Origin of the sequence: Niveispirillum irakense DSM 11586, from assembly GCF_000429645.1 — a bacterium.
GTDB lineage: Bacteria > Pseudomonadota > Alphaproteobacteria > Azospirillales > Azospirillaceae > Niveispirillum > Niveispirillum irakense.
In genome coordinates, this window is record NZ_AUCG01000016.1 from 18,652 (window position 1) to 39,210 (window position 20,559).

The window sequence follows — 20,559 nt, forward strand, 5'->3', positions numbered from 1 at the left end:
TCGTGAAGGTCATGATCCGCGATAGCCATTGCACATTTCACAAAAATAACAGAAACGGCTGCCACATAGGGCCGTGGCGTTGCAGTGCAATAACGGCCGTTTCCAGGGGCAAGTGGAAAAGATGGGCAAAATCCTGATGATGCGCGGTTCAGCCTGGATCGTGCTGGCCCTGCTGGTGCTGGGCAATATCGGCGCCTGGGCCTTGTCGAACCGGCCGATCACGCCGGAAAAGCTCTGGTCTGGCACCATTGCCGGCGTCGCCTTCAGCCCCTATCAGGAAAACCAGAATCCCCAGGACGGGCGGCACCCGTCCCGCGCCGATATTGAGCGCGACCTGGAAGTGGTTGCCCCCTATGTCCGCTCCATCCGCACCTATACCGCCACCGACGGGCTGGAGATCATCCCCGAACTGGCGGCCAAGCATGATCTGGATGTGACCGCCGGCGCCTGGATTTCCGGCGATCTGGGCAAGAATGAGCAGGAAATCAATTCCCTTGTCCGCCTGACCCGCGCCAATCCCAATGTAAAGCGGGTGATGGTCGGCAACGAGGTGATGTATCGCGGCGATCTGGAGGTCGGCGCCCTGATCGATTATGTCCAGCGCGTCAAAAAGCAGCTCGACGTGCCGGTTTCCACTGCCGAGCCGCCCTATGTCTGGATCAAATATCCCGAGTTGGCAGAGTCGGTGGATTACATCACCATCCACCTGCTGCCTTATTGGGAAAAGGTGCCGATCGAGCAGGCGATGGATCAGGTCCGTCGCGGTTATGACGAGATTCGCGCCAAATATCCCGATAAGCACATCCTGATCGGTGAAGCCGGCTGGCCGTCCGATGGCCCCTATCGTGGCGGCGCCCAGGCCAGCCTGATCAATCAGGCCCAGTTCATCCGCAATTTCCTGAACCTGGCCGGTGAAAACCGCTGGGACTATTACATCATGGAAGGGTTCGATCAGCCCTGGAAGCGGGAGATCGGCGGCGCGGCGGAGGCCAACTGGGGCATCTGGGACACCCATCGCCAGATGAAATTCCCCATGGAAGGCCGGGTGTTCGAGGTGCCGGGCTGGCCGGTGCTATGCGCCATTGCCACAGCACTCGCCTTCCTGCCCATGGTCTGGTTCGTGCTGCAGCGCGACGATCTGAAACCGGCGGGCCAGCTCTTCTATGGCGCGCTGATCCAAGGTATCGCATCGGGCCTTGTCTGGACCGCGACGGAGGCGATGACCACGGGCATGAACACCATGTCCTTCATCGCGTTCCTGGTGCTGATCTTTGCCCAGATCCTGCTGCTGATCGTGGTGCTGATCGACGGGCTGGAACTGACGGAGGTGGTGTGGACCGACCGCTGGAAGCGGAAATTCACGCCCGTTAAGGTCAATACCAGCGGCTATTACCCCAAAGTGTCCATCCATGTGCCCTGCTATAATGAGCCGGCGCATATGGTGATCGAGACGCTCAACGCGCTCGCCCGGATGAATTATCCGAATTTTGAAGTCCTGGTGATCGACAACAACACCAAGGACGAGGAAGTCTGGAAGCCGCTGGAGGCGCATTGCGCCAAGCTGGGGCCGAATTTCCGCTTCTTCCATCTGGCGAAATGGCCGGGCTACAAGGCCGGTGCCTTGAATTTCGGCCTCGCCGTGACCGCGCCGGACGCCGAAGTGGTGGGCGTGATCGACAGCGATTATCAGGTGACGCCAGACTGGTTGTCCGCCACCACGCCCTATTTCGAAAATCCCAAGGTCGCCTTTGTGCAGAGCCCGCAGGATTACCGGGAATGGCACATCCATCCGTTCCACCGGATGATCAACTGGGAATATCAGGGCTTTTTCCATATCGGCATGGTGCAGCGGAACGAGCGGAACGCCATCATCCAGCATGGCACCATGACGCTGATCCGCACCTCCATCCTGAAGGAAGTGGGCTGGTGGGCCGAATGGTGCATCTGTGAGGATGCCGAATTGGGCCTGCGCCTGTTTGAGGAGGGTCTGGAATCGGTCTATATGCCCGACAGTTTCGGCAAGGGCCTGGTGCCGGACAGCTTCGCCGGCTACAAGACCCAACGCTTCCGCTGGGCCTATGGCGCGGTGCAGATCATCAAGCGGCATTGGCGGGAATTCCTGCCGTCGGGCAAGAAACTGACCTTTGGCCAGAAATACCATTTCGTTACCGGCTGGCTGCCCTGGTTCGCTGATGCCGCCCATATGGGATTCGTTATCGGCGGTATCTTCTGGTCACTGGGCCTGTTGCTGGCCCCGCAATATTTTGAATTTCCGCCCACCGTCTTCATCATGCCCACGCTGGGCGTGTTCTTCTTCAAGGTGGCCTGCGGCTTGTGGCTTTATGCGGCGCGGGTGAAATGCAGCTTCATCGACAAGGTGAATGCCGCCGTGGCCGGCATGGCGCTGACCCACACAGTGGGCCGCGCTGTCTGGACCGGCCTGTTCACCCAGGGCCGCCCCTTCGTCCGCACGCCGAAATGCGAGGATCAGCCGGCGCTGATCCAGGGCTTCCTGCATGCGCGGGAAGAGGTGGTGCTGATGGTGGCGCTGTGGATCACCGCCTTCCTGGTCGGCTGGCGGGAAGGGGGAGATAATCGCGACGCCTATATCTGGTCGGCGATGCTGGTGGTGCAGTCCCTGCCCTATATCGCTGCCTTGGCCGTTGCCACCATCAACGGCCTGCCCATGCCCAAGCAGGAGGGGCCGGAGCCGGCACCGGCGGCGGAATAATCCCCTTCCCGCTGATCACTCCTCCAGCTTGTGACCATCCAGATGCCGGGCCGCGGCTTGTTCCTCGGCCCGGCTTTTCTTTTTTTCTTCCTTGGTGCGGCCGAACTTCACGCGGTTCTCCGCTGCCTGAACTTCCCGTTCTGCCTTGGCCTTCGCCTTGCGCGCACGGTTGAGATTCACGATTTCGCCCATTTCATCCCCTATCCCTGGCGCTCATTCCCGCGATAGGTTAACGCCCAGCGGGTTCACGATGGCAAGGGGATTGGACGGGTGCGCAAACTGCTGGTGCTGGTGGCGCTGCTGGTGATCGTGGCGGGTGGCGGGCTTCTGCTGGCGCCGTCCCTGGTGCCATGGAACCAGTTTCGCGATCAGGTGGCCGAGATGCTGGCCGGGCTGACCGGCCGGCAGGTCGTGATTGATGGCGATCTGGCCCTGACCCTGCTGCCTGTGCCCACCCTGACCGCCGCCGATGTGCGGCTGGTGGAAGATGGGGAGACGCTGGCCAGCATCGGCAGCGTCGCCATGCAGGTGCGCCCCCTGCCGCTGCTGTCGCAATCCATCCAGTTGGAAAGCCTGCGTCTGGACAATGCCGACCTGCGGGTGGTGGAAGACGCCGCCGGCAATCGCCATTGGCCCATCGTGCTGGACGCGCTGGGCCAATCGGTGCAGGTGGAAAGCCTGCATCTGGCCGACAGCCGGTTGAGCTGGGAACGCCCGGACCAGCCGACCGTCCGGCTGGAGGCGATTGGCGCGGAGATCACCGCCGGCGGCCCGTCCGGCCCGTTCGAACTGACGGGGGATGCCAGCCTGGGCGGCACCCCGTTGCGCCTGAACCTGACAGCCGCCCGCAGGGCGGCCAGCGGTTCCCTGCCCCTGCGGGCCAGCCTGTCCGTACCGAACGGCAAGGGGGAAGTCCGTTTTGCCGGGGTGGTCGCACCCAGCGCAAAGGAAGGAAGGCGCCTGGAAGGCGACCTGAACATCCAGGCCGTCGATTCCACCCCCCTGCTGGGTTTGATGCGCCCCCTGCTGGGGCAGCCCCCTGTAGACACGCCGGAACTGGGCCGCGCCCTGCGCCTGACCGGGCGGCTGAACCTGGATGCCACCAGCATCGGCATGGATGGCATCGATCTGCAATGGGGTGACAGCCAGGCGACCGGCAGCGCCAGCCTGTCCCTGACGGCGGATGGCACCGGCGCTTTGGTCCTGTCCTTCACCCGGTTCGACCTAGATGCCCTTCTGGCCAATGCCCCCCCGATCGCGGATTGGCGCCCGGCGGCAGCGATGGATATCGATCTGCTGGCGGATGAGATGCGCTGGCGCGGCGACCAGATGCGCGATGTCCGCCTGCTGGGCCGCTGGCAGGCCCCCGCTTTGACGCTGGAAACCCTGGCCGCCACCCTGCCCGGCGACATGGCGGTGTCCCTGACCGGCAGCGCCAGCCTGGACGGCGATGCCCCGCGCCTGGAGGGCAAGGTAGACCTCGCCGCCACATCGCTTCGCGACACGCTGGCCTGGGCCGGGCTGGATGTTACCAGCGTGCCGGTGGAGCGGCTGCGGCAGGCGAAATTGACCGGCACGCTGGCCGGCAAACCGCAGGATATGGCCCTGACCGATCTTACCGGCACATTGGACACGACCCGTTTCACCGGGGCCGTCACGCTGACGCGGCGTGATCGCCCTGGCCTCGGACTACGCCTGACCCTGGACCGGCTGGATCTGGATGCCTATCGCCAGCCCGGCACGCCCGGCTGGGGGGAGCGGCTGGCGCCATGGCTGCGTGAGGCGGATATCAACCTGACGCTGGAGGCTGGCCATCTGACCCTGGCCGGGTTGCAGGCCGATGGGGTGGTGCTGGACAGTGCCGCCAATAACGGGGCCGTCACCCTGCACAATGCCGATATTCAGTCTCTGTCCGGCATCGCCCTGCGGGGAACCGGCCATTATGCCGGCAGCGGGCAACCCGGTTCCCACCTGACGCTGACCGGATCGGCCCCGACCCTGGGGCCTTTATTCCGTGCGCTGGACATTGGCAGTTCCACCCTGGCCGACCGGATCGGCGCCGTTACGCTGGACGCCCGGATCGTGGGGGATGACAGCAAGGCCGCCCTGGATATCCGCACCGGGCTGCTGGGCGGCACCCTGCATATTGGCGGCGATCTGCTGGACCCGGCCGGCAGCCCCCGCCCAGCCCTGAAAATGCGGGCCACCCTGCCGGAAACGGCGGATCTGTGGCGGTTGACGGCCCCCTCGGTCCAGTTCCCCCCCGCCCCCTGGGGAGCAACGGACCTGTATGGGGAACTGACCGCGGAAGACGACACCTATGTGCTGACGGCCTTGCAGGGCAGTTTCGCCGGCCATGCCCTTACCGGCACCGTGCGTCTGACCCCACCGCCCTCCCCACCCGCCCCGGACGGACAGCCCGTTCCCCCCGCCGTGGAAGCTGCGGCCAAGGCCCCTGGCCTTGCCCAACTGGCAGGGGAATTGACCTTCGGCGCCCTGGACCTGGACCGGCTGCTGCCCGGCCTGACGCGGGAGGATGGCGATATCGGCCTGGATTGGACCCGCCGCCTGAACGGACAGGTGACCCTGGCTGCCGACCGGCTGACCCTGGCGGGCGAAGAGATCACCAAAGCCCGCCTGCCTTTCCGGATCGGTGCCGGGCTGGTGCGGCTGGAAGAGGGGACGGCCGAATGGCAGGGCGGCAAGGCCGTTATTGCCGCCGGTCTGGCGCAGATGGAAGCCGGGCCGGAGGGTGGCGAAGCCCCCCTGACCGGCAACCTGACCCTGACACTGGCCGATGCCGCCCTGCCCGCAGAGGCCGCCCCCGCCGCCACCGGAATCGGGGTTGATGGCGGGCGCTTCGATATCCGCTTCACCGGCAATGGGGAGGGGCGAAACCCCCGCCAGCTCTGGTCCGCCTTGAACGGCCAGGGCAAGGCCAGCTTCCGCGCGGGCGCGTTGGTGGGGATCGACCTGTCCGCCCTGGGCGCAAGGCTGGGTGAGGGAGGAACCGGCGCGATACCCGCCTTGCGGACCCTGACGCTGAAAGGCGGGCGCACGCCCTTCACCACCCTGGGCTTTGATTTCAATCTGGCCGATCAGGTAGCCGCCCTGTCCGCTATCGACATGGCCGCACCGGGCGGCACCTTAAGCGGTGCCGGGGCCTGGAACCTGCGCAGCCGCACCGTTGATCTGAACCTGTCACTCACCCCCGCCGTCCCCGGCAAACCGCCCGCCATGGCCCTGGCCGTGAAGGGGCCGGATGGGGCCGCGTCGCGCAATCTGGACCTGGGCGCGGTGGAAGCGTGGCACAAGAAACGCGAAGCCGCCCGACTGGCGGCGGCAGAGAAAAAGGCCGCCCCTGCCGCAAAACCTGCAGCCCCAGCCCCCAAACCCGCCGCGAAAGCGGTCCCGGCACCCCCGCGCAACGATCCGGTTGGTTCCATCCTGGACCGGCTGAAGCAGCAGGGAGGCTGATGCACATGGCCGGTCTGCGACATGGCACGGGCTGGAAGACACCATTTCCGCATTACTAATCGTTCAGCCACCTTTCGAATTCGGGAGCCTCAGACCATGTTGTTGAAGGGGAAAACCGCCATCGTCACCGGTTCCACCAGCGGAATCGGGCTTGGCATTGCCCGCAAGCTAGCGGCCGCCGGGGCCGACATCATGCTGAACGGGTTCGGTGATGCGGCAGAGATTGAGGCTGTGCGCCGCGCTGTGGAAACCGATTATGGCGTGCGCGCCCTTTATTCCGCCGCGGATATGAGCAAGCCGGATCAGATCGCCGATATGGTGGCCGCCGCATCTGCCGGCCTGGGCGGGGCGGATATCCTGGTCAATAATGCCGGCATCCAGCACACGGCCAGGGTGGAGGATTTCCCGGCTGAACGGTGGGAAACCATCATCGCCATCAACCTGTCAGCGGTGTTCTATGGCAGCCAGGCCGTGCTGCCACATATGAAGGCGCGCAACTGGGGCCGTATCATCAATATCGCGTCGGCCCATGGGCTGGTGGCCAGCGCCCAGAAGGCGGCCTATGTCGCCGCCAAGCATGGCGTGGTCGGCCTGACCAAGGTGGTGGCGCTGGAGAATGCGGAAACCAACATCACCTGCAACGCCATCTGCCCCGGCTGGGTGCTGACACCGCTGGTGCAAAAGCAGATCGACGCGCTGGCCGCGCGGGAAAATATCTCGGTGCAGGAGGCCCAAGTCCGTCTTCTGTCGGAAAAGCAACCCTCCAAGCAGTTCACCACGCCGGAGCAATTGGGCGATCTCGCCGTCTTCCTGTGTGGCGACGCCGCTGCCAATATCCGTGGTGCCTCGCTCAGTGTCGATGGGGGATGGACGGCGCAGTAAAAGCGCCGTCACCATCCTTTATCGGTGCTGATTTACACTTTTCATTCAAGGTTCGCATGACCAAGCCCCCCACCGCCCACACACCGGGCCGGCGCGCTGCCCCTGTTACCAATCAGGCCGAGGAAAAGCCCGGCAAAAGCCGGATCAATCTGGCCCTGCAGGGCGGCGGTGCCCATGGTGCCTTCACCTGGGGCGTCCTGGACCGGCTGCTGGAAGATGGGCGCCTGGATGTGGAAGGGATCAGCGGCACATCCGCCGGCGCGATGAACGGGGCGCTGCTGGCCCAGGGCCTGCTGACCGGTGGGCCGGACAAGGCGCGGGAATTGCTGGAACGGCTATGGCGGCGGGTGGCCAAGTCACACGGGCTGGGGCCGCTGGCCCCGTCCTGGCTGATGCCGTTCAGCACCGGCCCCAATCTGGACAGCCACCCCGTCTATGCCGGGATGGACATGATGGTGCGCATGCTGTCGCCCTATCAGTTCAACCCGATGGGGGTGAACCCGCTGCGCGATGTGCTGGATGGGCTGGTGGATTTCGACCTGCTGCGCCGGGCACAAGATGTCCGCCTGTTCGTCAGCGCCACCAATGTCAACCGCGGCCAGCTTCGCGTGTTCAGCGGCAATGAGTTATCGGTTGATTGCCTGCTGGCCTCGGCCTGCCTGCCCATGCTGTTCCAGGCCGTGCGGATCGAGGGGGAGCATTACTGGGATGGCGGCTATATGGGCAACCCGGTGCTGGACCCGCTGATCAAGCAATGCACCAGCCCGGATGTGCTGGTGGTGCAGGTCACGCCCATGCATCGCCCGGACCTGCCCCGCACGCCCACCGCCATCATCGACCGGATCAACGAGATCAGCTTCAATTCCACCTTTTACCGGGAATTGCGGTCGATTGAGCTGGTGAACCGGCTGCTGGACGATGGGCGGATCAACCCCGATGCCGGCCTGCGCCCGATCCATCTGCACATGATTGAAAGCGACGCCAGCATGGGGGCGCTGGGTGTCTCCTCCAAGCTGAATGGGGACTGGGGCTTTCTCAGTGAATTGCGCGACCTGGGCCGCGCGGCGGCGGAAGGCTGGCTGGACGCCCATCACGCCGCCATCGGCCAGAAAAGCAGCTTCGCCACCGGCCCGTTCTTCGTGTGAGCCTGGGGGGCGATGCCCCCCGCTCCCGCTGACAGGGGCCTGTCAGAGACGGGCCAGACGTTCCACCAGCAGGTCGAAGAAGCCGTCCGAATCGGCCTTCATCATATATAGCGCGTTCAGTGGCCGGCCCGTCTTGGCGAACTTGTCCACAACCGTCTGGCCGATGGTGAGCGGGCTGGCCGTCTCCACCGCCACATTGCACAGCTTGCCTTGAAACAGGTCCGGCTTCAGCAGCCAGGCGATGACGCAGGGATCATGCAGCGGGCCGCCATCGGTGCCGTATTTCGCCTCGTCATAGCGACGGTAGAAATCCAGCATCTGATAGGTGACGCGGCCAACCGCGCCGGGGATCGCCTTCACCCGTTCCATCTGGCGCTGGGAGGTCAGCACCTGATGCGTCACGTCCAGCGGGAACATGACGATGGGGGCACCGCAGCGCATGACAATATCGGCGGCATGCGGATCGACGAAAATGTTGAACTCCGCCACCGGGCTGCTATTGCCGCCTTCGGTCTGCGCACCACCCATCAGCACGATCTGCTTGATACGGGGCGCAATATCCGGTGCGCGCACCAGGGCCGTGGCAATATTGGTCAAGGGCCCCACGGGGCACAGGGTCACGGTCCCCGCCTCGTGGCTGCGCAGCGTGTCGATGATGAAATCGACGGCATGCTGTTCTTGCAGCTTCATGGTCGGCATCGGCAGGTCGGGGCCATCCAGGCCGGTTTCCCCATGCACTTCCGGGGCGGTGTGCAGGTCCAGGAACAGCGGGCGGTCGCAGCCGGCATAGACCTTGATATCGGGCATGCCCGCCACTTCGCAGATCTTGCGGGCATTCAGTTCGGTCAGATGCAAGGGGGCGTTGCCGGCCACCGCCGTGACGCCCAGCACCTCGATCTCTTCCGGGCTGGCGAAGGCCAGCAGCATGGCAACGGCGTCGTCCTGGCCGGGATCGGTATCGATGATGATCTTTTCGCGCGCCATGATTTTCTCCTCGCATGCGGTCAGGCTGCTGCATTACCCGGAAAGGGGTTGAGAGAAAAGCGCCAACCGGCTTTGATGCGCGCAAAGTCGATGAGGGGGAGGCCATCCTGTTCCAGCGCATGTTCAGCCATTTCGCCAATGGCGTGCTGATCTATGCCATCTTCTATGCGCTGCTTTGGCTGCTGATGCTGAAGACGGGCGCGCTTCTGGCCGCCACCATGGGCGATGGCGTGCCCGATCTGGTGGAGGGGGCCCTGATTCCCTTTGTCCTGTCGGCGCTGGCCGCCTTCCTGGCCCATGCCGGGTTGCGGGTAACGCTGAAGCGGCTGCGCCTGAAACTCTCCACCCCGGAGGCCACCGCCAGCAGCGTCTTTCTTGGCGTGCTGACGCTTTTTGCCTTCAGCGGCATCATGGGTGAAATTTTCCAGACTCCGGAATCGGTCTGGTGGTCGCCCCTGTGCGTTATCTTCGGGGCGTGGGTGGGTGCTGCCATCCGCCGGCGCCTGCCCTTATGACCGCCCTTTGCTTGACCGGACAGACATGAGCCAGGCTATCGCCATTTTCGATTTTGACGGCACGCTGATCGCCGGTGACAGCCTGCTGCCCTTCCTGGAACGGGTGGCCGGCAAACGCCGCGCCCGCTATGCGCTGGTGCGCTCCGTCCGCGCCGCCCTGATGCGGGCCGGGCGCGGCAAGGGTGGCGATGTGCGCACCCAGGTGAAGGAAGGACTGCTGGCCCGCACCCTGAAAGGCGTGCCGGAGGAAAAGGCCCGCGCTGTGGCGGCAGAGATGGGAAGCTGGGTCCGCTGGCACAACCCGATCCGCGACACGCTGTTGCGCCACGCTGACCAGGGGCACCATGTCGTCGTCGCCACCGGGGCGCTGGCGCTTTACATGCCATCCCTGCTGGAAGGGTTGCCGGTCAACCATCTGATGGCAACGGAGATGGAAGTGGTGGACGGGCTGCTGACAGGCCGCATGTGCCATGGCGGCAATTGCGTGCGGGATGAAAAGGCCCGCCGCGTGCAGGATTACCTGTCCGGCCAGGGGCCCTTCAGCGCTACCTATGGCTATGGCAACCGGCCATCCGACCTGCCCTTCCTGGCCATGATGCACCACCCGACCATCGTGCCGACCGTATCGCGGCGGGGAAGCGATAAAAAACAGCAGCAAGCCGGGTAATGCCAAACCCATTGCGGACTGGAGACTGGGACCGCCAGCCCGGTGCATGAGGGAGATTGGTATAATCCATATACGAAGACGGAGCGGGTTTGCCGTCAAACTGTTATAATCCCGCCCTTGTTGCCCCCGGCGGCACGCTTATATGCTCTCTGGATAATTTTGAATCATTCCAAACTGGTTGGAACCTCCCCTGTGACGAAGCCGGACCGCCCCTTGCCGACGCGCCGATCTCTGCTGGGCCTCGCCATGGCATGTCCGCTGCTGGCTACCCTGCCTGCCGCTGCCCAGGGCAAGCGCCCGGCCCTGCTGGCCACCACGGGGCAGGTGGCGGAACTGTTGCGCGGTGTCGCCGGGGATGGGGCCGATATTTCCAGCCTGATGGGCGAAGGGATCGACCCGCACAGCTACAAGCTGACCCGCGCTGATACGGTGGCGCTTATGCGGGCCGAGGCCGTCTTTTCCAGCGGGCTGTTCCTGGAAGGGAAAATGACAGAGGTGCTGGAAAGGGTGGCCCAGGGCGGCAAGCCCGTCCATGCCGCGGCCAGCGCCATCCCCCCTGCCCGGCTGATCGGCCAGGAAGGGGAAGGCAGCCACCCAGACCCGCATGTCTGGATGGATGTGGCGCTTTGGTCGCTGGCGCTGGAAGGGGTGCGGGACAGGTTATCAACCCTCTACCCCGATCAAGCCGACCATTTCGCCGCCCGCACGGCGCAGACGCTTTCCCTGTGGCGGCGGCTGGATGAATATGCCCGCACCGCGATGGCGTCGGTCCCGGCAAGCTCCCGCGTGCTGGTGACGGCCCATGACGCCTTCTCCTATTTCGGTCGCGCTTACGGCCTGGAGGTGATGGGCATCCAGGGCATCAGCACGGAATCGGAAGCTGGGTTGAAGCGGATCGAATCCATGGTGGCGCTGCTGGTGGAACGGCGCATCCCGGCCGTATTCGTGGAGACCTCCGTCTCCGACCGCAATATCCAGGCGCTGGTTCAGGGTGCGGCAGCCCGGGGCCATACGGTCAAAATCGGTGGCGCGCTCTATTCCGATGCGATGGGGCCGGCGGGCACCTATGAGGGCACCTATCCCGGCATGATCGACCATAATGTGACCATCATGGCGCGTGCCCTGGGTGGCGCGCCCCCGGCTGGCGGCTTTCAGGGCCGGCTGGCCGCGCGGTGATGGGGGAAGGGTCCGCGATGCTGCAACGCCTGAAAAGCCGGAACTTCATTCCCCCCGCCGATGCCGGTGTCAGCCCGCTGACCGTCGCCGGCCTGTCGGTCGCCTATCACCGCCGGCTGGTGCTGCGCGATGTGGACTGGACCGCGCCGGCGGGCGGGCTGGTGGCCGTGATCGGCCCCAATGGCGCCGGCAAATCCACCTTCCTGAAAGCCGTATTGGGGCTGGTGCCACCCTTGACCGGGACGGTGGAGGTGTTTGGCCGCCCCCTGTCCCGGCAGCGGGCCCTGATCGGTTATGTCCCGCAGCGGGAAAGCGTGGATTGGGATTTCCCGGTCAGCGCCCTGGATGTGGTGACCATGGGCCGCTATGGCCTGATCGGCTGGGGTCGCCGCATCACCGGCGCCCATCGCCGCGCCGCCATGGAAGCGCTGGACCGGGTGGGTTTGGCCGATCTGGCAAAGCGGCAGATCGGCCAGCTTTCCGGCGGGCAGCAGCAGCGCGTGTTCCTGGCCCGCGCGCTGGCGCAGGAAGCGCGGATTTATTTCATGGATGAACCGCTGGCCGGCGTGGATGCCGCCACGGAACAGACCATCCTGGCCGTGCTGCGCGACCTGGATGCCGAAGGGCGTACGGTCATCTGCGTTCATCATGATTTGCAGACCGTAGCCGCCACCTTCGACCATGTGCTGATGCTGAATGGCGGGGTGGTGGCGGCAGGCCCGGTGGCCGGCACGCTGACCGATGCCAATCTGCGCCTGACCTATGGCCAGCGCGCCGCCGGCCTGTCGCTGCTGGCACCATGATGGAAGCCCTGTCCCTGGCCGGGCTGGGCCATAACACCTTGATCGTCCTGGCCGGGGCCACGGCGCTGGGGGTGGCCGCCGGCATGGTCGGCTGCTTCATGGTGCTGCGGCGCCGGGCCTTGCTGTCCGATGCGTTGAGCCATGCCACCCTGCCCGGCATTGTCATCGCCTTCATGGCCGCCACGGCCCTGGGGCTGGAAGGCCGGTCCCTGCCCCTGTTGCTGCTGGGGGCGGCGGCCAGTGGCGTCCTGTCCGTATTGTGCGTCCAGGCGATCAGCCGCTGGACCCGGTTAACGGAAGATGTGGCCATCGGCGCGGTGCTGTCGGTCTTTTTCGGGCTGGGTGTGGTGCTGCTGTCTGTGGTGCAGGAGATGCCGGGGGCCAATGCTGCCGGGCTGAAAGGTTTCATCCTGGGCCAGACGGCGGCGATGCACGCGGGCGAAGCCGCCAGCCTGGGCGGGCTGGCACTGCTGGCGGCCCTGGCCGTCACCTTGCTTTATAAGGAATTCACGCTGCTTTCCTTCGATCCCGGATTCGCGCGGGCTGCCGGCTGGCCGGCGGGGCGGTTCGATCTGGCCTTGATGGCGCTGGTCACGCTGGTGACGGTGGTCGGGTTGCAGACGGTTGGGCTGGTACTGATCATCGCCCTGTTGATCACGCCCGCCGCCGCCGCCCGGTTCTGGACCGACCGGCTGCCGGTGATGCTGGCCGTGGCGGCGCTGATCGGCGGCGTTTCCGGTGGGGTGGGCGCGCTTTTATCCGCGCGCTTCCATGATATTCCCGCCGGGGCCGTCATCGTGCTGGTGGCGTCGGCCCTGTTCACATTTAGCCTGCTGCTGGCACCGGGGCGCGGGTTGTTGGCCCGGTCCCTGCGCCGCAACCGGCTGCGGGAGGATTTGATCGCCGGGCGGGGGGCCGCCTGATGCCGGATAGCCAGACCTTCCTGTCCATCGACCTGCCCGCCCTGCTGGCGGCCACGCTGGCCTGCCTTTCCTGTGCGCTGGTCGGGAATTTCCTGGTGCTGCGGCGGCAGAGCCTGATGGGCGATGCCATCACCCATGCCGTACTGCCCGGCATTGTCGCCGGCTTCCTGGTCGCCGGCACGCGCGACACCTTTCCCATGATGGCCGGCGCGCTGACCGCCGCCATCATCGCCGCCATCCTGATTGAACTGGTCCGCCGGCTGGGCCGGGTGGAGGCAGGCGCGGCCATGGGCGTGATCTTCACCGCCATGTTCGCGCTGGGCGTGGTGATGATTGAGCAGGGGGCCGCGCGGCAGGTCGATCTGGATGCTGACTGCGTGCTGTATGGCCAGTTGGAAGGTATCCTGTGGTTTGCGCCGCAAGGCTGGGCCAGCCTGGCCGATCCCGCCGTCTGGGCCGACATGCCGCGGCAGGTGGTGCAGCTTGCCGCCGTCTTCGCCCTATGCCTGACGCTGGTGCTGGTCTTCCTGAAGGAGTTGACCCTGGTCAGTTTCGACCCCGCCCTGGCCGATACGCTGGGGCTGAAAAGCTGGATGGTGCAGCATGGCATCGCCGCAATGGCCGCCCTGGCCGCCATCGCGGCGTTTGAGGCGGTGGGGTCCATCCTGGTCATCGCCATGCTGATCTGCCCGGCGGCCACGGCCCGGCTTCTTTGTGACCGGGTACCGGCACAGTTGGGCCTGTCGCTGCTGGTAGGGGCGGCCACGGGGATCGGCGGCTATCTGCTGGGCGCCTTTGGCCCGCATCTGCTGGGTTACGACCAGTCGGTCAGTGCCGCTGGCATGATCGCCACCCTGGCCGGTCTGATCCTGGCCCTTGCCATCCTGTTCGCGCCCCGCTACGGGGTGCTGGCCCGCAGGAAGCGGCTAGGCACGGTGGATGGGGTCTTGGTGTGACAGAGGAAAAGCCGGCGGCGGTACGGATGGTGCCGGCCCGCATTGCCTATGTGCTGGCCGGGATTGATCCGGCCATGGCCGCCACGGCCCGGCAACTGGCCGATGGCGGCGCCAGCTTCGTCATTCTGGACCCGCCCGGCGGACCGGGCCGCGCCCTGGTGCTGGAACTGAATACCGGCAGCCGGGGGCGTGCTGTCTATATGCCGGGCAATCCGGCCCTGGCATCGGAACGGGCAGAAGCGCTGGTGGAATGTGCCCGCTGCTGGCCCGACCAGACGCCCATCCTTATCCAGCGGCCCTGATTCGTTTCACCCCGTCCAGAATCTGGCGCAGCATTGTCTGACGGGAGGAGATTTCCGCGAATCGCGCTTTTGCCTTGGCCTGCCGGTCCTGCCGCCACGCCGCATCATCGGCCAACCGGGTGGCACAGGCGGCGAAATCACCATAATCGGCCAGATGGAAATCCGGCCCGATCACGGTGGCGACATCACCCCAGCCCAACCCATAGGCCGGCACCCCACAATGCAGGGCGTAAGCCGCGGACGTACCCCCACCGCCACGCGGCGGGTTCAGATACAGATCGGCCAGCATCAAGAGCCCGATCACATCCGTCTCATACCCATGGGCGCGGGAGTGGGTGGCCAGGGCCGGATAGGACGCTATCAGGGTGGCATAGGTTTCCAGCGGCCCGACGAACAGGAAGAACAGGCGCGGTTCCTGCGCGACGGCCCTATCCAGGGCGGCGACGAAATCAGGCGTCACCTCCTGTGTCAGCCGCAGGCCGACAATCACGGTCAGGATGGCATCGACCGGCACGCCCAGCGCCGCCCGATCCCTGGCCGCCCCCGCCGCTGGCGGGGCATAGGTGTAATTGATCGGGATCACCCGGCCCGGCGTCAGCCCGCCCGCTTCCAGCGCGGGGCCATCGCCCGGCGTCAAGGGGCGGGGTAAAGCCAGATATGTGGGCGTGGCCAAGGGCAGATAGCTGCCATAGGGGATGGCCACCACCTCCAGCAGCCCCCGGCAAAGATCGGCCACCGGGCTCATCGTACCGAAGGACAGAACCAGATCCGGCCGCTGGGCCAGCAGGTGATCCACCGTCGCCGCCGCCATCGCCGGATCGGTAAATCCCGCCGGCAGGTGCAGGAAGGGCACCGGCAGCTTGTCGATCACCAATTGATTAGCCCCGGCCAACCCCTCGTCCGCGCCACTGACAAAGCCGCCCAGGAAAGGGACCTGAGGGGTAACCGGGCCATCCGCCGTATTGACCAGCAGCACGCGCCGCCCCAGGCGCAGCACCAGCTTGGAGACAAAATCCATCGTATCCAGGCTGGGCTGGTGCATGCCGCGCATGAACTGGCCCGTCAGCACCACCACAAGATCACGCTGCCTTTGCGCCGGGGCCACCGGCAGCCGCCCAGCCAGGGCTGGCTGGTAGCCATCCAGGATCGCCGCCCACAAGGCCCGCTCCACCCGGTCATGGGCCGCCTTGTCACGGACATGAAGGCGGTTGATCCACAGGCCGAACAGGACGGCACGCAGGATATAATCGGCTTGCGCCAGACTGAACGCCCCGCCGCCCTCCTCCCGGTCGGCCAGCACGGTTTGCAGGGCCTGGGTGGGTGCCGCCCCATCCTTCAGCAAGGTGGCACGCAAAAGGAAGATCATTACGATATCGCAACGATTATGCGACGAGGGCAATTGCTCCAGCATCGTCGCCACAGGGGCCGGGTCGCCTCCCCGCTGGATCAATGTCAGCAGGGATTCCATCAAGCCATCGGCCCGGCGCCATAAATCCTGGCTCTCCAGCAACCGGCCACATCCGGGTGCCAGCAGGTCCCCTAGCAGCCCGGCCTGCCCCCGCAGGCTCTGGTCAAGATCGGGCGCCCCACCCATCGCTTCCCCCGTCATCATTCGGACGCGATCATAAGGGGGCAATCGGGGCCTGTCACGGAAGCGCCCTTACCGGGGTCGATTCTTATGCCGCCGCCATTTACGTTCCCCCCAGATGATCAGCCGGCACACCGGCCTCTGGATCGGCGGTATCTCGAAAGCCAGCAAGGCAATGCCCAGCGGCAGCATCCAGAAGCCCAGAACCGGCAGGAACCAGAGAAAACCACCCGCAATCAACAGGATACCGGCCGGAATCCGCACCCAGCGCGAACCTGGCTTGCGCAGCCAGCGCAAAGACTTGGCCATGAAGCGGGGCAGATCCCGTTCCAGCCGTTCAAAACAGCGATCAAGGCGCTGGTTGTCTCTATCGGACAAGATGTCTCCGCTCATCAACCGGGCCTCACAGGGCCCGGAAACGAAACCGCCCGGAACAGGGGTCTGTTCCGGGCGGCTCGGTCAACTTCCTCGATACCGGTACTTACCGGCACAATCCTTATTCGTCGCGCTGGCCCATCAGGGACAACAGCATCTGGAACAGGTTGATGAAGTTGAGGTACAGCGACAGCGCGCCCATCACGGCCATCCGGCCATTCGCCTCATCACCATAGGAAGAGGCATAGCCTTCCTTGATCGCCTGGGTATCCCACGCGGTCAGACCGGTGAAGACGATCACACCGATGATGGAGATGGCGAACTGCAGTGCCGACGAGCCGATGAAGATATTCACCAGGCTGGCGATGACGATGCCGATCAGGCCCATCACCATGAAGCTGCCCATCTTCGACAGGTCAGCCTTGGTGGTGTAGCCATACAGGCTGGTCGCCGCAAACATGGCGGCGGTGATGAAGAAGACGCGCGCGATGCTGCTGCCGGTAAACACCAGAAACACGCTCATCATCGACAGGCCCATCAGGACGCTGAACACCATCAGGCTGGTGCGCAACGCGCTGGCCGACATCCGGTCCGGCTTGAAGCCGAAGAAGATGAAAGCCAGCGGGGCCAGCATCACCACCCATTTGAGCGGCGTACCGTGGATCAACTGTACCAGGGCCGGAATCTGGGATCCCACAAAAGCGGTCACACCCGTGATTGCCAACGCCAAGCACATGTAATTATAGACGCGCAGCATATGCGCGCGCAGACCAGCGTCAAACTGCGCCTGGTCCATCGCGCGTCCTGCCGACGCATACGGATTATAGGGTCCGTTGACCATTGAAGTGTCCTCGACACGGGATGTTGGACATACAGGTCACTATATTGGGAAGCACCTGCCCCGGATCAATGGCTAATCATCCGGTGAGGCCAGATCACCACCGATTTCCTATTCCTTGCGGAAATCGAGCAGTTTTCCGGTCCGGGTTCCAGCCTGCATCTGCTGTTTGCCGAAGGCACAGATTTCCATCTGGCCTTGCCCTCGCAAGCTGTTTTCCGCCTCGAACTGGTTGATCGCGGCCAGGACCTGCGCTTGATCAACAGTATCCTCTCCCATCTTCCCCCCGGACCGGGCCAGGACCGGATAAGATCGGAGTTCAGCCATCAGGCCATCGAAGCTCATCACCAATTCGGGGCATTTGCGCTGCACATAGCGCGACTTCGCGACCTCTATGGAATATTGGGTGGCGGCGGCTTTGAACGAGGTATCCCCCACCGGGGCCGCCATCTGGCCGGAACTGGCCCGGTTGCTACAACCGGACAGCAAAAGCGGCGACACAAGCAGCGTCGCGACCAGAAATTTACGCAGACCATCTTCACGCATGACCATCGTCTGCCCATGCCTCCGCTCAACCAAAGGACGGGCATGGTAACGGCCTGCACTCCCCTGTCGACGGCGCATAAGTCGACCCGCAGACACAGTCATTACCCGCTGGGGTTATTCCCCAGCGGGTAATCAACCAGTACGCATCCAGCGACGGGCAATCAGGAAGCCGGGCTTACCGGTTGCGTAAACCGGCCACCGATGCGGTACTTGTCCAGATATGTGGGCAGGATCACTTCCACGGCCGTGGGCTGAACGCCCAGGTCGGTCAGGCCCGGCTTGGCACCGCTGACGACATTGTCGGTCTTCAACAGTTCCACCTGATCGGCGGTCAGCATCTGGCCCGGCAGGTTCTGAAGGATGCCACCCAGCAAGCTGGCCATGCCGAAGCCCAGCGACAGGGTGCATTTCTTCGGCCGGCCCACCTGGGCCAGCGTCAGGTCGATCAGTTCCTTGAATGTGTAGGTCCGGGGACCGGCCAGTTCGTAGATCTTGCCTTCCGTCCCCTCGGTTTCAACCGCCGCAACGATGGCATCAGCCACATCGCCGACATAGACCGGCTGCATCCGGGTATTCCCGCCCCCAATCAGGGGCAGGAAGGGGGCCGTCTGCGACATGGCGGCGAAGCGGTTGAAGAAACCATCCTCCGGCCCGAAAACGATGGAGGGGCGGAAAATGGTGGCGCTGGGGAAGGCTGACAGCACCGCCTGCTCCCCCTGGGCCTTGCTGGTGGCATAGGCAGAGCGGGAAGATGCATCAGCCCCCAGGGCCGACATCTGCACAAAGCGACGCACACCGGCGGCCTTGGCGGCGCGGGCGATGCGGGCGGCGGCCTGATGCTGAACGGCCTCAAAGCTGTTACGCCCGCTCTGCGCCAGGATGCCGATCAGGTTGATCACCAGATCGGCGCCGGCAACAGCATTGGCCACCGACTGATCATCATGGATATCCACCGCGATCGGCACGATCTGCCCGACGGCCCCGGCGGAGCGCAGATATGTCGCCTGCCCCGGATGGCGGGACGGCACGACAACCTGGCAACCGGTCTTGGCAAGGCGCCGGACGATATAGCGGCCGATAAAGCCCGAGCCACCGAATATCACGGCGTTGCGATACCGATTGACCATCGCACTTTCTCCACGAATGACAGCAAGACTGGAAGGACCGGCCGGTGCCGGAACAAGGAATGTCGCTATATAGCCCATAGGGATGGCCCGGTGAAGCACCGCGAGATGCAGCCCGGTGCCGCAGCAGCATAGGGGCAGCAATCGCGGCGAAGCTATTGGCTGGAACCGTCCTTTTTCGCCTTGTCACAAAAAAAATGAAAAACATCGTTGACAGCCTGTCGCGCCCCTCCTATAAGCCCGCTCCACGAAGCGACGGCAACGCCGCAGCGTGGACGCCCAGATGGCGGAATTGGTAGACGCGCAGGTTTCAGGTACCTGTACCGCAAGGTGTGGAAGTTCGAGTCTTCTTCTGGGCACCATTCCGAATTGATGTACACTTCAGGCCGCTGGTTCTTCCAGCGGCCTGAAGTGTTTCTAGGCCCCTGTTTTTGCTCGATTTTCACAAGCCGACCCGGTTGGTGACAAATTTCAGCAAAAATGAAAAACAGGTGTTGACGGCCCGTCGGCGGGCCTTTATACACCGCCTCCACGAAGCGACGGCAACGCCGCAGCGTGAACGCCCAGATGGCGGAATTGGTAGACGCGCAGGTTTCAGGTACCTGTACCGCAAGGTGTGGAAGTTCGAGTCTTCTTCTGGGCACCATTTCCAAAAACACTTCAGGCCGCTGGTTATTCCAGCGGCCTGAAGTGTTTTTGGCCTTGTGCCACAGATCACCGAACCCCTTATCGCATCCGACCCTTGCGGCATCACTGCTTGTGGCGTCCCGTACCCTCGCGGGATAAAGCGCGGTGCTGCCGGCGGGCGGCCGCAACCGATGCAGGATGGCAGCGCGATGTCGAATTTTCTTCATGTTGGTGATTTGCCCGATGGGCTGGATCTGGGCCCCGTGGTCGCCGTGGATACGGAGACGATGGGCCTGAACCCCATGCGTGACCGGCTGTGCCTGGTTCAGCTTTCCAGCGGCGACGGCACCGCCCATATGGTGCAGATCCGCCGGGGCCAGACCAGCGCCCCCAATCTGGCGCGGCTTCTGTCCGATCCCAACACCCTGAAGCTGTTCCATTTCGCCCGTTTCGACGTGGCCGTCCTGCGCCATGCGCTGGGCATCGTCTGCCAGCCGATTTTCTGCACCAAGATCGCCTCCAAGCTGGTCCGCACCTCCACCGACCGGCACGGGTTGAAGGATCTGTGCAAGGAACTGACGGGCGTGGAACTGTCCAAGCAGCAGCAATCCAGCGACTGGGGCGCAGACGAGTTGAATGCCGAACAGTTGAAATATGCTGCCTCCGACGTGCTGTATCTGCACGAGATCAAGGCCAAGCTGGACCTGCTGCTGGACCGTGAAGGCCGGCGCGAGTTGGCGGAAGCCTGCTTCTCCTTCCTCCCGACCCGCGGCCAACTGGACCTGCTGGGCTGGGATGAACCGGACATCTTCACGCATTAATATAGACGGCATAATGCCGACAGGTGGAGACGGCGGCGGTTCCTGCCGCCGTTTTCTGCGGTCACTGTGCGTTGCGTCA

General features: G+C 64.5%; 19 protein-coding genes and 2 tRNA genes. 14 read left to right on the forward strand and 7 right to left on the reverse strand.

From position 1 onward, the window contains the following. Window positions 1–121 precede the first annotated feature (121 nt). Complete coding sequence (locus G473_RS0103525) at window positions 122–2,731, forward strand: glycosyltransferase (protein WP_029011964.1); 2,610 nt, start codon at window positions 122–124, stop codon at window positions 2,729–2,731. A 15-nt stretch (window positions 2,732–2,746) separates the two neighbouring features. Here the strand turns inward: G473_RS0103525 and G473_RS29775 are convergent, their stop codons facing one another. Next, entirely contained in the window at window positions 2,747–2,923 is a 177-nt protein-coding gene (locus G473_RS29775; protein WP_084437611.1) for a DUF4169 family protein, read from the reverse strand. 78 nt (window positions 2,924–3,001) lie between these two features. Here G473_RS29775 and G473_RS0103535 point away from each other — a divergent pair, with 78 nt between their 5' ends. The 3 genes from G473_RS0103535 to G473_RS24910 all read left to right on the forward strand — a co-directional run bounded on the left by G473_RS0103535 (window position 3,002) and on the right by G473_RS24910 (window position 8,235). Continuing rightward, window positions 3,002–6,208 carry an AsmA family protein gene (locus G473_RS0103535; protein WP_029011965.1) on the forward strand — a complete coding sequence of 1,069 codons (3,207 nt, stop codon included), beginning with the start codon at window positions 3,002–3,004 and terminating at the stop codon, window positions 6,206–6,208. 99 nt (window positions 6,209–6,307) lie between these two features. Beyond that, window positions 6,308–7,090: a 3-hydroxybutyrate dehydrogenase gene (locus G473_RS0103540; protein WP_029011966.1), complete on the forward strand. Its 783-nt coding sequence runs from the start codon at window positions 6,308–6,310 to the stop codon at window positions 7,088–7,090. 56 nt (window positions 7,091–7,146) lie between these two features. After that, entirely contained in the window at window positions 7,147–8,235 is a 1,089-nt protein-coding gene (locus G473_RS24910; RefSeq protein WP_084437612.1) for a patatin-like phospholipase family protein, read from the forward strand. Window positions 8,236–8,277: 42 nt separating this feature from the next. Here the strand turns inward: G473_RS24910 and G473_RS0103550 are convergent, their stop codons facing one another. Next, entirely contained in the window at window positions 8,278–9,219 is a 942-nt protein-coding gene (locus G473_RS0103550; RefSeq protein WP_035705318.1) for a nucleoside hydrolase, read from the reverse strand. Between the two features lie 14 nt (window positions 9,220–9,233). Between G473_RS0103550 and G473_RS0103555 the strand changes: the two genes are divergently transcribed. From G473_RS0103555 to G473_RS0103585, 7 genes are all read left to right on the forward strand, one after another. After that, window positions 9,234–9,734 (forward strand): hypothetical protein, encoded by a 501-nt coding sequence (locus G473_RS0103555; protein WP_029011968.1) that lies wholly within the window; start codon window positions 9,234–9,236, stop codon window positions 9,732–9,734. A 25-nt stretch (window positions 9,735–9,759) separates the two neighbouring features. Then, on the forward strand, window positions 9,760–10,401 hold the full coding sequence (locus G473_RS0103560) for an HAD-IB family hydrolase (RefSeq protein ID WP_029011969.1): 642 nt from the start codon (window positions 9,760–9,762) through the stop codon (window positions 10,399–10,401). Between the two features lie 192 nt (window positions 10,402–10,593). Continuing rightward, window positions 10,594–11,577, forward strand: a complete 984-nt coding sequence (locus tag G473_RS0103565; RefSeq protein ID WP_029011970.1) for a metal ABC transporter solute-binding protein, Zn/Mn family — start codon at window positions 10,594–10,596, stop codon at window positions 11,575–11,577. A gap of 17 nt (window positions 11,578–11,594) precedes the next feature. Then, window positions 11,595–12,380: a metal ABC transporter ATP-binding protein gene (locus G473_RS0103570; protein ID WP_051329845.1), complete on the forward strand. Its 786-nt coding sequence runs from the start codon at window positions 11,595–11,597 to the stop codon at window positions 12,378–12,380. After that, on the forward strand, window positions 12,377–13,303 hold the full coding sequence (locus G473_RS24915) for a metal ABC transporter permease (RefSeq protein WP_035705320.1): 927 nt from the start codon (window positions 12,377–12,379) through the stop codon (window positions 13,301–13,303). Before G473_RS0103570 ends, G473_RS24915 begins: the two co-directional genes overlap by 4 nt. Continuing rightward, window positions 13,303–14,259: a metal ABC transporter permease gene (locus G473_RS0103580; protein WP_035705321.1), complete on the forward strand. Its 957-nt coding sequence runs from the start codon at window positions 13,303–13,305 to the stop codon at window positions 14,257–14,259. The genes G473_RS24915 and G473_RS0103580 overlap by 1 nt, the downstream gene beginning before the upstream one ends. Further along, the gene (locus tag G473_RS0103585; RefSeq protein ID WP_154667241.1) at window positions 14,256–14,561 is read left to right on the forward strand and encodes a hypothetical protein; all 306 of its coding nucleotides are present in this window, start codon (window positions 14,256–14,258) and stop codon (window positions 14,559–14,561) included. The genes G473_RS0103580 and G473_RS0103585 overlap by 4 nt, the downstream gene beginning before the upstream one ends. Here G473_RS0103585 and G473_RS0103590 read toward each other — a convergent pair. From G473_RS0103590 to G473_RS0103610, 5 genes are all read right to left on the reverse strand, one after another. After that, window positions 14,545–16,173 (reverse strand): glycosyltransferase family protein, encoded by a 1,629-nt coding sequence (locus G473_RS0103590; RefSeq protein ID WP_029011974.1) that lies wholly within the window; start codon window positions 16,171–16,173, stop codon window positions 14,545–14,547. The genes G473_RS0103585 and G473_RS0103590 overlap by 17 nt on opposite strands. Window positions 16,174–16,221: 48 nt before the next feature. Next, window positions 16,222–16,527 carry a hypothetical protein gene (locus tag G473_RS0103595; RefSeq protein ID WP_029011975.1) on the reverse strand — a complete coding sequence of 102 codons (306 nt, stop codon included), beginning with the start codon at window positions 16,525–16,527 and terminating at the stop codon, window positions 16,222–16,224. Between the two features lie 118 nt (window positions 16,528–16,645). After that, on the reverse strand, window positions 16,646–17,365 hold the full coding sequence (locus tag G473_RS0103600; protein ID WP_029011976.1) for a Bax inhibitor-1/YccA family protein: 720 nt from the start codon (window positions 17,363–17,365) through the stop codon (window positions 16,646–16,648). Between the two features lie 108 nt (window positions 17,366–17,473). Further along, the gene (locus G473_RS0103605; protein WP_029011977.1) at window positions 17,474–17,914 is read right to left on the reverse strand and encodes a hypothetical protein; all 441 of its coding nucleotides are present in this window, start codon (window positions 17,912–17,914) and stop codon (window positions 17,474–17,476) included. Between the two features lie 155 nt (window positions 17,915–18,069). Further along, window positions 18,070–19,035, reverse strand: coding sequence for a complex I NDUFA9 subunit family protein (locus G473_RS0103610; protein WP_029011978.1), 966 nt, complete (start codon window positions 19,033–19,035; stop codon window positions 18,070–18,072). A 274-nt stretch (window positions 19,036–19,309) separates the two neighbouring features. On the opposite strand from G473_RS0103610, the gene G473_RS0103615 reads away from it, so the two are divergent. From G473_RS0103615 to G473_RS0103625, 3 genes are all read left to right on the forward strand, one after another. After that, window positions 19,310–19,394, forward strand: a tRNA-Leu gene (locus G473_RS0103615). A gap of 199 nt (window positions 19,395–19,593) precedes the next feature. Continuing rightward, window positions 19,594–19,678, forward strand: a tRNA-Leu gene (locus G473_RS0103620). 190 nt (window positions 19,679–19,868) lie between these two features. Then, window positions 19,869–20,480 carry a ribonuclease D gene (locus G473_RS0103625; RefSeq protein ID WP_029011979.1) on the forward strand — a complete coding sequence of 204 codons (612 nt, stop codon included), beginning with the start codon at window positions 19,869–19,871 and terminating at the stop codon, window positions 20,478–20,480. Window positions 20,481–20,559 lie beyond the last annotated feature (79 nt).

Bases quoted from the DNA above. Each gene is read 5' to 3' on its own strand.
- G473_RS0103625 (WP_029011979.1), top strand. From the start codon at position 19,869: ATGTCGAATTTTCTTCATGTTGGTGATTTGCCCGATGGGCTGGATCTG.
- G473_RS0103550 (WP_035705318.1), bottom strand. From the start codon at position 9,219: ATGGCGCGCGAAAAGATCATCATCGATACCGATCCCGGCCAGGACGAC.
- G473_RS0103590 (WP_029011974.1), bottom strand. From the start codon at position 16,173: ATGATGACGGGGGAAGCGATGGGTGGGGCGCCCGATCTTGACCAGAGC.
- G473_RS0103580 (WP_035705321.1), top strand. From the start codon at position 13,303: ATGCCGGATAGCCAGACCTTCCTGTCCATCGACCTGCCCGCCCTGCTG.
- G473_RS0103525 (WP_029011964.1), top strand. From the start codon at position 122: ATGGGCAAAATCCTGATGATGCGCGGTTCAGCCTGGATCGTGCTGGCC.
- G473_RS24915 (WP_035705320.1), top strand. From the start codon at position 12,377: ATGATGGAAGCCCTGTCCCTGGCCGGGCTGGGCCATAACACCTTGATC.
- G473_RS0103610 (WP_029011978.1), bottom strand. From the start codon at position 19,035: ATGGTCAATCGGTATCGCAACGCCGTGATATTCGGTGGCTCGGGCTTT.
- G473_RS0103560 (WP_029011969.1), top strand. From the start codon at position 9,760: ATGAGCCAGGCTATCGCCATTTTCGATTTTGACGGCACGCTGATCGCC.
- G473_RS0103600 (WP_029011976.1), bottom strand. From the start codon at position 17,365: ATGGTCAACGGACCCTATAATCCGTATGCGTCGGCAGGACGCGCGATG.
- G473_RS0103605 (WP_029011977.1), bottom strand. From the start codon at position 17,914: ATGGTCATGCGTGAAGATGGTCTGCGTAAATTTCTGGTCGCGACGCTG.
- G473_RS0103555 (WP_029011968.1), top strand. From the start codon at position 9,234: ATGCGGTCAGGCTGCTGCATTACCCGGAAAGGGGTTGAGAGAAAAGCG.
- G473_RS29775 (WP_084437611.1), bottom strand. From the start codon at position 2,923: ATGGGCGAAATCGTGAATCTCAACCGTGCGCGCAAGGCGAAGGCCAAG.
- G473_RS0103570 (WP_051329845.1), top strand. From the start codon at position 11,595: ATGCTGCAACGCCTGAAAAGCCGGAACTTCATTCCCCCCGCCGATGCC.
- G473_RS24910 (WP_084437612.1), top strand. From the start codon at position 7,147: ATGACCAAGCCCCCCACCGCCCACACACCGGGCCGGCGCGCTGCCCCT.